Genomic DNA, 11242 nt, shown 5'->3' with positions numbered 1-11242 from the left:
TGCGTTCACAGAATCATCCTCTGGTCCCCGTCGGAAAAAGATATCAGCGCCCATCTGCCCTGCTGGGCCCCTCTTACTGTTTACAGGAGAGCAGTTTGAGGAGACTTTCACAAACGTTTAGGTCCGGCAGTCGTCCCTCAATGTTTAGCTCCCGCATCCGCCTACTCGGAGCCGCCGGCAAAGCCCGTGAACCGCTCGAAGGCGGCGATCGCCTCGCCGAAGGCGGCACTGGAGGAGGCCCCCGCCGACCGGGCGCCACCACCGGATACCCGACCGTCGGTCAGCCTGGACCAGCCGTCGCGGCCGGCGTTGAGAAAGGACAGGTACGCGGTGATGTCGCCACCGTGCTCGGACGGATTGAGGTACGTGTCGGCCGACGGCGCGTTCCGGTAGACGCCGTCGGTCCGGTCCAGCAGGCCCAGCGCGACCAGGATGTCGAGGAACTCCGGCACGTTGCCGTCCTCGATGTCCATGCGCCCGCACAGGTCGGCGACGGTGCCCTCGCGTCGGGACAGCTCCGTGAACACTCCCCACTCGATCGCGGCGAGCAGCGCCTTCGAGCTCCAGGGGGCGGTGGCGAGGGCGATGACGTTGTGCGGTGACCGTGCGTCGACCGGGACCGGGGCCATCGGTTCTCCTTTCGTGACGGCCTCGGTCACGAGAGACCGAGGTCCTGGTAGAGGGCGTCACCGATGGCGAGGGTCCGCCGCTGGTGATCGTCCTGCAGGGTCTTGCCGTTGAGGTGGAGCGCGGCGACGAGACCGGCGTCCGGGTCGGCGAAGGCGAGGGACGTCCACAGTCCGTAGTGCCCGAAGGCGCGGAGTGAGGCGTGGCGGCTGAAGGCCGTGTACGCCTCGCCCAGATGACGGGACTCCACACGGAAGCCGAGTCCCCAGTCCGCGTTGCCGAACGGGTCGGTCAGTCCTACCCGTTGACGGGACGTCATGGCCGTCACGGTCTGCGGCCGCAGCACCCGGCCGTTCCTCCCCCGGCCACCGGCCAGCAACATCTCGAAGAAGCGGCCGAGGTCGCGGACCGGTCCGCGCATGTTGAGCCCGAATATCGGCCGGGTGCAGGCCGCTTCGGTGGCGTACCAGTGGGTCGGCTGGACCGGGAACCCACCGCCGGCGATGTGGATCAGCGGCAGCCGGTCGGCGGCCGCCCGGTACTCCTCCGGCGTGAGCACCACCCGGGTGTCGTCCATCCCGCAGGGCGCCAGGATCTCCTCGGTCAGGTAGCGCTCGTAGCTGCGGCCGTCGACCGCCCTGACCACCTCGGCCAGCAGGAACCACGCCCACCAGGGCGCGTAGTTGATGCGTTCGCCCGGACGGCTGTCCGGCGGGACCGTCATCGTCCTCAGCTGCTCGCGCCGCAGCTCGACGGGCGCGGCGCAGCTGCCGTGCAGCGGATCGAGTGCCATGGGCACCGGTGTCGTGTGGGTCAGTATCTGGAAGAGGGTGATGTTCTCCCTGCCGCTGTCGCGGAACCATGGCAGGTACGTCGCGACCGGGTCCTCAGGGTCCACCAGGGCCTGCTCCCACAACCGGCCGATGGCCACGGCTCCGACGGCCTTGGAGCAGCAGTACCAGATGGGCCAGGAGTCGCGGGCGAAGGCCGTACCGGGCCGGCTCTCGCCCAGGGCGGCCGAGACGACGGCGCCCGATGCCCGGTGCGATACGTACAGTTGGGCTCCGGGGGTGCTGACGCCGACTTCCGCGCGAAGCGCCGCCATGGTCCGCGGCAACACCTCTTCCGCCTCCTGCAGCGCGGCCTTCTCCTCCGGGGCCGGGCCCGCCCCCGCCAGGTCCGGCCACCGGGTGGGGGCGGGTCCGCCGGGCAGGCCGACGGTGCGGGACCGGAGAGCGGACAGCGTTCCTGGCGCGTCCTGCGCCAGCAGGCGGTCGAGGAAGAAGATGAAGAGGAACGCCCCTTCCAGACGCAGCCCGCCGTGCTCGAACAGCCGTACGCGCTGCTCCTGGTCGCCGAAGAGCAGCGTTCCGGCGTCGGCGTGGGTGAGGGTGAAGGCGAGTGTCGGCCGCTCGGGCGCGGGACCCGGCAGGAACCGGAGTGTCCCGGTGTTCAGGTCGGCCAGCATCAGCAGGGTGTCCGCGGTGCCCCGGGGGGCGTCGGTGACGTCCAGTCGGATACGGATCGCCGAGGACTCGTCGAGGGGCAGTCGGGCGGACCCGGCCGTCGCGCAGGCGAACCACTCGGTCGAGAACAGCGGGTGTCGGCCGGTCGCGGCAGCGGGATCCACGTCGGCCGGGGCGGTCCTCAACTCACCCTCCTGGCCAGGGTGAACCTCACCTTCGAGGTGCTCGACAGGCTGCCGTCGGCGGCCTTCAGCCGGGCCAGCTCGGCGTTCACGGCGGCGACGGCGTCCTGTCGCAGTTCCTCCGGCACGCTCTCCCAGAACTGACGGCCCGCGGTGGACCACACCCACTGCCACCACTGCTCGTCACTGTCGAAGCGGGTGACGCAGTCCTCCTCGACGGTGTCCACGTCGTCGAACCCGGCCTTGAACAGCGCGGCGTGCAGGGCTTCGACCGAACGGAACGGGCTGTCGCCGGGCAGCGCGTGCGAGGACGGTCCGCGGCCGAAGGGGGCGCTGGCCGTGAATACCGCGTCCCATCGGGGATCCGGCCTCCCCCACCAGGACAGCGCGAACCGTCCGTCCGGCTTCAGCAGCCGCCGGTAGCGGGCCATGGCCTCGTCCGGCCGGGGATAGAAGAACAGGCAGATCCCGGCAAGGACGGCGTCGTAGCTCTCCGGGTCGGCCGGGATGTCGTCCGCGGCGAGCGTCTCCGCGTCCCCGACCACCACCCGCGCCTGGTGCAGACCGCGCCGCACGATCTCCTCCTCGGCGCGCGCCGCCATGCCCGCCGAGAGGTCGACGCCGATGACCTCGCCCCCCGGTCCGGTCGCGCGGGCCGCCGGGACCAGCACGGCGCCGGTTCCGCATCCCACGTCCAGGACACGCTCCCCGGCCGTGATGCCGGCGCGGTCGACCAGCCGCCGTCCCAGGTCCGCGAAGTGGTCGACGCCGACCTTCTCGTAGGTCGGGGCGCTGCGGTCGAAGAGCTGGGCGAGAGATGATTTCACGCTGTCGTGCACGACGTCGCTCACTGGTTCTTCTCCTGTTCGGGATGTTCGGGACCGGTTCCGCTGTCCAGTCGCTGCCGGGAGCCGGTCCTGGCCGACTCGTAGACGGCCGTCACCACGGCCACCGCCTGCCGTCCGGCCGGTCCGTCCACGAGGGGCGGACGGCCGTCGCGCACCGCGTCGCAGAAGTCCAGCACCTGGTCGCGGTGCGGCTGGTACAACAGGCCGTTGCGGTCCCTGGTCAGGTCCCGCTGCTGGGAGGCCGTGTGCTCGGCGGACTGGTCGGCGCTGCCGTACGCCCCGTACGCGGGGGCTCGTTCGCCGTCGCGTGCGGCGTGGAAGTAGGCCAGTTCATCGTTGTCGACGACCACCGAACCCCGGTCGCCGTACACGGCCGTGCGGGCCGTACGGCCGGGGTAGGCCGCCGTCGTGGCCAGCAGGGAGCCGAGGGCGCCGCCGGCGAAACGCAGGGTCGCACAGGCGACGTCCTCCACCTCGATGCCGTGGTGGCCCAGCAGCGCCGTCTGCGCCGTGACCTCCACGACCGGTCCGACCAGCCACTGGACCAGGTCCACCGCGTGCACCGCCTGGTTCATCAGCGCACCTCCGCCGTCCAGTTCGCGGGTGCCGCGCCAGGAGCCGGACGTGTAGTACGACTGGTCCCGCCACCAAGGCAGCTCCACCGTCACCGACGTGATGCGCCCCAGCTCTCCGTTCTCGACGGCGGCCCGCGCCAGCCGGGCCGCCGGGTCGAAGCGGTGCTGGGAGATCACCCCGAGCGCGCGGCCCTCCCGCCGGGCGGCGGCGATCAGCCGGTCGGCGGCCCGGGTCGACACGTCGATGGGCTTCTCCACCAGCACGTGCTTGCCCGCGCGCAGGGCGGCGGTCGCCAGCTCGGCGTGGGTTCCGCTCGGCGTACCGACGATCACGGCGTCGATGTCCGGCCGGGCCAGCAGGCCGGCCGTGTCCATGGGCTCGCAGCCCAGCTCGGCGGACAGCGCCTTGGCGCCGGCCGGGTCGCGGCCGGCGATCGCCACCAGCCGTGCCCGGTCGGCCAGTTCGGGGTCCGCCCGGCTGAGCAGGCGTCCCAGGAAGCCGCCGATGGAGCCGCATCCGATGATCCCGAAGGTCAGCACGGCTGCCTCATCCCACCGGGGCGATGGCGTTGCCCAGGTAGTTGGGCAGTGCGGTGAGCCGGCGCTCCTGGTCGTCGAGGTCGGCCGGGTAGGCCCCCCGGTACCGATCGGTCACCTGCTGTACCTGGTCCCATGTGCTGGGCAGGACACCGCCGTTGTACTGCGGAGCATGCTGGTCGTACAGGGTGGTCCCGGGTCGCAGGAACAACTGGTTGATGCCGAACCAGGCGGGGATGCCCGAAGCCCAGTCGACCAGCCAGTCCGAGATGCAGGCGTCGTCGTTCGGCAGTCCCAGCAGGACGAAGGCGAAGGGCGTGATCCCCGCGTCGCGCAGCTTGACCACGGCTTCGTGGATCTGCTCCTCGGTGACGCGCTTGTGGACGCCGGCGCCGGCGACCGAGGGGGACTCGGCGCCCAGCCACATGCCCTGGCAGCCGGCGGCGGCCCACTCCCGCACATCGGTCTTGAGCACGATCTCGGCCCGGGTCTGACCGACCCAGCCGATTCCGCGACCCTTCATCCGGTCGCAGATCTCGCTGTAGAAGGACTTGTTGATGCCGAAGACGTAGTCGAGGAAGAACTGGAACTCCAGACCGGCCGCACGCTGCGCCTCGATCTCGGCGATCACACGGTCGACCGGTCCGGTGCGCATACGGGTGCCGAACGGCAGGTGGCAGAAGGTGCAGCCGTACGTGCAGCCGCGCGCCGCCAGCACCATGCCGCAGGGGCCGGGCTGCGGGAGGCCGTCGACGACGACCTCGGCGGTGTAGCGGTCCATGGGCGCCAGGTCGTAGGCGGGCAGCGCCCAGTCGTCCAGGGGGAGGTTCGGGAAAGGTGTGAAGCGGTCGCCCACGATGGCCAGGGGCGAGGCGACGGTGGCGAGGTCGCCGGACAGGACCGGTGCGGTGACGCCCCGTTCCAGGCAGCGCACGGCGTGCACCGCTGCGGAGTCGGCCTCGCCGATGGCGATGTGGTCCGCGGCGAGCGCGTTCCGGGTCGCCTCGGGAAGGTGCGTGCCGTGCGGGCCGATGACCAGGGTGCGGGCCGTGGGGAAGACCTGTCGGGCCCGGTCGGCGGCCACGCGGACGGGCCCGATGTCCAGGGGGTAGCACTGCGCCCGGTCGGCGATGGCGGACGAGACCACCACGATGTCCGGTTGGTCCACGGTGGGCGCCGAGTCCTCCAGCCGCTGGTCCCACACGGTGACGGAGTGGCCCTCGGCGCGGAGCTGACCCGCGGCCAGCAGGACGTCGAGCGGAACCTGGATGAAGTACTGGTCGAATCGATTGCTGGGAGTGACCAGGCAGATGCGCATGGCGGATGACCTCACAGGCGGGCGGAAGGGGTGGCGGGGGGAGACATCGTGAGCGGCTCCCGCGCGGTGGACCGGGAGGACGCGGCGAGTCGGCCGATGCGCGTGATGCCCCGGAGGTCCGGACCGGCCGGCTCCGGGTGGCCGAGCAGCGTGGCGATCGCCGAGCGCAGGGCGTTCTCCAGAGGAGAGTCGTGGATCATCCACTCCCGCCGCAGACCGGGGCCCTCCGCGCTCAGATGGTGCATGTTGCGCGGCAGCGGGGTCCCGTTGGGCAGGACGACCGGGTCCAGGTGGAGGCTGAACCGCACCGGACCCGCGACCGCCTCCACGTACCGCTGCCTGCTCTCCTCGGCGGAGCGGGGGACGAACCACGGCGGTGTGGGCACCTGGCCGGTGGTGTCCGTTCCCGCGATGGTGGAGTACAGCTCGACGGCCGTGCCGTCCACCGTCACGGTCTCGTAGGCAGCGGTGCTGACGAGTTCCGGATCGGCGGCGACCCGCAGGGAACCGCTGTCCGGCTCGGTGCTCAGATATCGGTCGTACGTCGCGGACGGCAGGAGGCCGCGTACCAGCGCGAGCATGTGCAGCCACTCGTAGCCGAAGACCCCGTGGTCGCGATCGACGAACCGGCCGGCTGCGATGTCCGCCAACCGGTCCTTGCCGAAGCCGACGCGGAGCGCGCGCAGCGGGTGCCCCGGGGCGAACTCCTGCCGGGCCGAGCGGAACAGCGCCAGTGCCTGGGCGTGGCTGTACTGGTCCATCACCACCAGCCGGGCCCGGTCGTGGCGGGCGAGCAGGGAGAGCAGCGCGGAGGTCTCCCACGACCGGCAGACCGGTTTCTCCACCAGCAGCCTGGCCGCGGGGTCGACGGCCAGCACGGCCGCCACGTTCTCCACGTGGGTGGCGGTGGGCGAGCACACCGACCACACGTCGACCGGCGGGTCGTCCGGCAGGTCCGAGAGGCCGCCGAAGACCGGCGCCCGGTGGGAGGTCGCGGTCTGCGCGGGATCGACGAGGCTCACCCGGAATCCGAGGTCGCTCAGCAGTCGCTCGTGCAGTCGGCCGGCGGTGCCGTGGCCGATCACGCACACGTGGGTCCTGGACACCTGGGGCCTCACCGTGCGACGAGCGGAGCGTCGGCGGGAACGGTTCCGGCCTGCGGGCGGCGTCCTCCGGTGACCAGGTACTCGTGGTAGTACGCCTCGAACAGGCCGGCCTCGTCGATCGCCCGGTCGACGGGTTCCAGATGAAGGCCGGGAGGGAGCCCGTCGGCGTTCCGGCAGAGCTCCTTGGCCGCGATGAGCGTCCCGGCCCGGTAGGCGTCGTACCCACGGTTGGCGATTCCCTCGTACTCGAACAGGTTCAACGAGCGGCCGTCGCCCAGGACCGTCACGGTGGCGCCGCTCTGCAGGGTGTGGCGTACGCCGACGAACGGCACGGTCGCGGAGCGCACTCCGGGGAAGCCCTCGGTGAGGAGGCTGAAGTCCTTGGTGGCGAAGCCCGCCAGATAGAGCCCGTCGGGCAGGAGCGCAAGGTCCTCGGCGGTGATGGCCAGCTCGCCGCTGTTCCCGATGATCAGGAACGGGGAGTGTTCGCGCAGCGCCTCGGCCGCGCTGGTGTAGGTCTCGAAGCCGTGCTCGGCGGCCGTGATGAGCGGCAAGACCTGGGGGTCCACCACACCGACCCGGCATCCCAGGGAGCGCAGGGCGTGCGCCACCCGGGCCCCCAGCGTGCCGAAGCCGAGCAGCAGGATGTGCCTGCCGATGAACTTCTCACCGGGCAGGATGGCGCGCAGCCGGCGTACGCAGGAGTCGGCGATCTCGTTGTAGCCGAGCATGGTCTTCAGCTGCGACCGGGCCATGTTCATGACGGGTACGGACAGCTCGCCGGGGGCGTTGACGATCCGCTTGAGCCCGCTGACAGTGAGTTCCACGGCGGCGTCGATGTTCCCCTCGAGTACGCCGCGGGCGCCGTAGCCCTGGGCCAGCAGCCCGCCATCGTCGATGACCAGGACCTTCCGGCCGGCCTCGTGCGCACGGCGGATGAAGTCGTCCACCCGTGCGTTGACTCCGAGGGCGTGCGCCAGCGCGCCGGTGTCGGCCGTACCGTTGATGACCGAGTTGTCCAGCGTGTCGCTCCGGTACCCGTGGTCGAGGAACCAGGCGTGGACGCGGTCGCGGTGCAGGGTCCGGTCGCCCTTCGACAAGGCGAAGATCCATTCACGGTCCATACCGGCGCGCTCCATGCCCAGCAGGAAGCCCACGCTGTTCTCGACGTAGTGGTCGCGGAAGATCAACGCCCAGCCGGCGAAGGCCGGTTCGGGGGTGGCGTAGCGCGCGACCAGCGGCATGCCCCGCACGATCGAGTCGATCTCGGCGGCGGTGTAGCGCCGGCTCCGCAACGCGACCGCGTCGACGAGGCGGTCGAAGGTGGCCTCCGCCGCGTCGGACAGGGGACCGGAGGCGGTGAGCAGAATCTGCAGGGCGCCGACCGCGGGATGGATGTGGTCCAGGGTGCCGGGTTCCGGATGCGGCACCGGCCTGCTTCGGACCTCCACCCGGGTCCCGTCCAGCCAGGTCAGAATGCTTCCGGACCCCATCTGGAGTTCGGGCGTTGGCTGGCCCTCCCCCCGGATCACCGAGTGGACCACCTCCTGCAGCTCCTGTTGCGTCATACGGCCGTCGAGCACCTCGTAGCGGCCGCCGCCCGCATCGGTGGCCTCTTCGTCCTCGATTGCCGTACCCACCGCGTCCGTCGAGGAATAACCCATGGATAAACCCTTCTCATACGTGTCGAAGTTTGGGCTCCCGTGCGAAAAGCAACGCCGCCGCTTTTCCGGGAGCATCGGAAAACTCTTCTCAGAACCAGACGAGGACGACGGCCGCGGCCGTCATTCCGCCGCCCACCGCTGCCAACAGGATTCGTTCACCGCGGCGGAAAGGCTGCTTTTCCTGAGCTGCCCGCAGTGTGATGGGAACGGAGGCAGCCCCGGTATTGCCGAATTCCGTGGCTGTCACCTGAACCCGGTCCGGGTCGATTCCCAATTCGGCCGTCAGCTTTTCCAGGAGCCGCACATTGGGCTGATGGAAGATAAAACGGTCGATGTCGTCCAGGCCGAGCCCCGCGGTCTTCAGCGCGTCCTCGACGACCTCGGGGAGGACCTTCACCGCGTACTGGGCGACCGCCCTGCCGTCCATACGGAAGAGGTGTTCTCCGGCTTGGTGCGCCTGCGGGGTGAGCGGCGTTCTCGTGCCACCCGCCGGCACCTCCACCAGCGACCGCAGACTTCCGTGCGAGACCAGCCGCGACGCGCGGATGCCGTACCCCTCGGGCACCGGGCCAAGGAGCGCGGCCCCGGCGCCGTCACCGAAGAGGCTGACCGTCCTGCGGTCACGCCGGTTCATCACGGAGGAGAACATGTCCGCGGCCACGACCAGGGCATAGGGGCCGGTGAACGAGCCGGCCGACAGCATTCCTGAGGCCACCGCGAGCCCGTAGACGAAACCGGAGCAGACGGCGTTCACGTCGAAGGCCGCGGCGCCGTCCAGCCCCAGCCGGTCCTGCAGCACCGCGGCCGTCGCCGGCTGCGGCTGGTCAGGGGTGGCGGTGGCCACGATCAGGCACCCGATGTCACCACCGGCCACGGGCCGCCGGGACAACAGGTCGCGCACCGCCTCGTGGCCCAGGTCGGAGGTCGCCGTGCCGGGCGACGCATAGCGCCGTTCCCTGATTCCGGTGCGCTCCACGACCCACTCTTCAGGGACATCCGCCCAGTCGGCGATTTCGCTGTTTCCGACAACCCTGTCCGGCACATAATGGCCGACTTCGATAATTCCGATCGGCATTCGGAACACACCCCCCTCGATATTGCCTCAGATGGCTTCCAATCTACGGACCCGGCAAGGAGTCCGACCACCCCCTACCACCCCTACCGGCCCCTATCCGCACACCCTCATGACAGGCACACCACAAGGGGTTCCATCAGGTAATCCCCTTTCGGTTGACGGTCCCTCATCGGATGGCCTACGGTCTTTCAGCGTCGGAGCATTCAGCCGAATTCCTGGCCGTGCCACCGACTCACCGACAGACCCCACCGCACCGCACGGATTCATTTCCGAATTCCCTCTGGTGCGGCCGTGGAACTTTATTGGAGGGCGCGTCGTGCCTTTGCGGACTGCTCAGGAACCCATTGACCACGCATGGTCCGTCTCTTCTCGTGAAGACGCGTCCGGCAATCCGGCGGTGTCATGACCGCCCCCGTGGAAGTCCGCCGCGGAGCCCGGTTCGTGGTCACGGGCGGCAACTTCCTCCAGTTCTTCGACTGGATCGTCTACTCCCTGTTCGCACCGGTCTTCGCCCAGGAGTTCTTCGGCGGCGACCAGGTGGGGGCCACGGTCGGCGCGTTCCTCGTCTACGGCGGCAGCATGCTGCTGCGCCCGGTGGGTGGTGCGCTCGGCGGATACATAGCCGACCGGTCCGGCCGCCGGCAGGCCATGGTGCTGGGGATGAGCGTGGCCGGCGTCGCCTCGCTCGCCATGGGCGCACTTCCCGGATCGGCGACGATCGGCGTGTGCGCACCGGTTCTGCTGGTCCTCGCCCGCAGCGCCCAGGCGCTCGCGTTCGGCGCCGAGTGGCCGACCGCGGTGACCTACCTCATGGAGGTGGCGACAGACAAGTCACGGCTGCGGTACGGCAGTTACTTCATCTTCACGTGCACGGCGGGCGGGTTCGCCGCGTCGGCGCTCGGCACCCTGCTGTCATCGGTCCTCTCCCACGACGCGCTGGTGTCCTGGGGCTGGCGGGTGCCCTTCCTCGTCGCCGGGTCCCTGTCGCTCCTGCTGTGCCTGCTGCGGCGCGGCCTGCCCGAGACCCCCGCCTTCCTGAACCTCCGGGCCACGGCCGCGCGGCAGGCGCGCCCCCGCCGGCCACCGCTGCGGGTCCTCGCCTCCCACTGGCGCGCGCTGCTGACGGTCGCGGCGCTGGCCGCCGCGGCCTCCGCCTCCACCACTACCTTCGCGGTCATCGTGCCCACCGTCGCCCAGGAACGGCTCGGCGCCTCACCCTCCACCGTCCTGGGAGCGAGCACCCTGGTCACCGGCCTGCTCCTGATTCTGGTGCTGCCACTTGGCTACTTCGGCGAGCGGATCGGGCTACGCGGAGTGCTCGCCCTCACCAGCCTGGGCTTCCTGGTCGCCCTACCGGCGCTGTACACCACGCTCTCCCCGAGCTACGGCGGTCTGGTGCTGGCCTGCGGTGTCGGGATGCTGCTGTCCAGTTTCCAGGGCCTGGCCCTGCCCCAGGCCATGACCTCGATGTTCCCGGTGGAGCTGCGGGGTCTGGGTGTGGGCCTCTCCCAGGGCGTGGCGGACGCCGTCTTCGGCGGTTTCGCCCCGGCCACGGCGCTCACCCTGGACCGATCCGGTCACGACGGCTGGTTCATCGCGGGCGTCTGCCTCCTGGTCCTGACCGGTTGGTCGGCCACCGTCGCCGCGCTGCGCCGGACCGAGAGCGCCGCCCACGACCGGTTGCCGGCCGACGTACTGATCCAGACGGGCCACCTGTGAGCACCCGGCCGACGACCGTGGATCCCGCACCGCCTGCCGGCGGCCGGGTGCCCGGCGCCGTACGGCGTCCGCCGACCGGCATCGGACGCCCCGTCGGACGACGACTCCACCGCCACGAAGGAGGA

At 70.6% G+C, this 11242-nt stretch carries 9 protein-coding genes; 1 reads left to right on the top strand and 8 read right to left on the bottom strand.

Annotation, left to right across the window (positions count from 1 at the left end; translation table 11 throughout):
* Positions 1–161 precede the first annotated feature (161 nt).
* From ACFVKT_RS03055 to ACFVKT_RS03020, 8 genes are all read right to left on the bottom strand, one after another.
* Positions 162–629, bottom strand: coding sequence for a methyltransferase dimerization domain-containing protein (locus ACFVKT_RS03055; protein WP_385726919.1), 468 nt, complete (start codon positions 627–629; stop codon positions 162–164).
* A gap of 26 nt (positions 630–655) precedes the next feature.
* Positions 656–2278: a serine hydrolase domain-containing protein gene (locus ACFVKT_RS03050; RefSeq protein WP_385726917.1), complete on the bottom strand. Its 1623-nt coding sequence runs from the start codon at positions 2276–2278 to the stop codon at positions 656–658.
* Positions 2275–3126 (bottom strand): class I SAM-dependent methyltransferase, encoded by an 852-nt coding sequence (locus ACFVKT_RS03045; RefSeq protein WP_385726915.1) that lies wholly within the window; start codon positions 3124–3126, stop codon positions 2275–2277. The genes ACFVKT_RS03050 and ACFVKT_RS03045 overlap by 4 nt, the downstream gene beginning before the upstream one ends.
* Complete coding sequence (locus ACFVKT_RS03040) at positions 3123–4238, bottom strand: Gfo/Idh/MocA family protein (protein ID WP_385726913.1); 1116 nt, start codon at positions 4236–4238, stop codon at positions 3123–3125. Before ACFVKT_RS03040 ends, ACFVKT_RS03045 begins: the two co-directional genes overlap by 4 nt.
* A gap of 7 nt (positions 4239–4245) precedes the next feature.
* Positions 4246–5553, bottom strand: a complete 1308-nt coding sequence (locus ACFVKT_RS03035) for a B12-binding domain-containing radical SAM protein (protein WP_385726911.1) — start codon at positions 5551–5553, stop codon at positions 4246–4248.
* An 11-nt stretch (positions 5554–5564) separates the two neighbouring features.
* Entirely contained in the window at positions 5565–6659 is a 1095-nt protein-coding gene (locus tag ACFVKT_RS03030) for a Gfo/Idh/MocA family oxidoreductase (protein ID WP_385726909.1), read from the bottom strand.
* Positions 6660–6667: 8 nt separating this feature from the next.
* The gene (locus ACFVKT_RS03025) at positions 6668–8323 is read right to left on the bottom strand and encodes a hypothetical protein (protein WP_385726907.1); all 1656 of its coding nucleotides are present in this window, start codon (positions 8321–8323) and stop codon (positions 6668–6670) included.
* An 88-nt stretch (positions 8324–8411) separates the two neighbouring features.
* Positions 8412–9398 carry a 3-oxoacyl-ACP synthase III family protein gene (locus tag ACFVKT_RS03020; protein ID WP_385726905.1) on the bottom strand — a complete coding sequence of 329 codons (987 nt, stop codon included), beginning with the start codon at positions 9396–9398 and terminating at the stop codon, positions 8412–8414.
* A gap of 402 nt (positions 9399–9800) precedes the next feature.
* On the opposite strand from ACFVKT_RS03020, the gene ACFVKT_RS03015 reads away from it, so the two are divergent.
* Positions 9801–11117, top strand: a complete 1317-nt coding sequence (locus tag ACFVKT_RS03015; RefSeq protein ID WP_385726903.1) for an MFS transporter — start codon at positions 9801–9803, stop codon at positions 11115–11117.
* Positions 11118–11242: the final 125 nt, after the last annotated feature.

The organism is Streptomyces sp. NPDC127595 (assembly GCF_042671685.1).
In the GTDB taxonomy this organism is placed as follows: domain Bacteria; phylum Actinomycetota; class Actinomycetes; order Streptomycetales; family Streptomycetaceae; genus Streptomyces.
The sequence above is the reverse complement of the archived record's forward strand: the minus strand, read 5'-3'. Positions and strand labels throughout refer to the sequence as shown.

What these genes read in the sequence shown, in the direction of transcription:
- ACFVKT_RS03055 (WP_385726919.1), bottom strand. Translation starts at nt 629, where the DNA reads ATGGCCCCGGTCCCGGTCGACGCACGGTCACCGCACAACGTCATCGCC.
- ACFVKT_RS03035 (WP_385726911.1), bottom strand. Translation starts at nt 5,553, where the DNA reads ATGCGCATCTGCCTGGTCACTCCCAGCAATCGATTCGACCAGTACTTC.
- ACFVKT_RS03025 (WP_385726907.1), bottom strand. Translation starts at nt 8,323, where the DNA reads ATGGGTTATTCCTCGACGGACGCGGTGGGTACGGCAATCGAGGACGAA.
- ACFVKT_RS03020 (WP_385726905.1), bottom strand. Translation starts at nt 9,398, where the DNA reads ATGCCGATCGGAATTATCGAAGTCGGCCATTATGTGCCGGACAGGGTT.
- ACFVKT_RS03015 (WP_385726903.1), top strand. Translation starts at nt 9,801, where the DNA reads ATGACCGCCCCCGTGGAAGTCCGCCGCGGAGCCCGGTTCGTGGTCACG.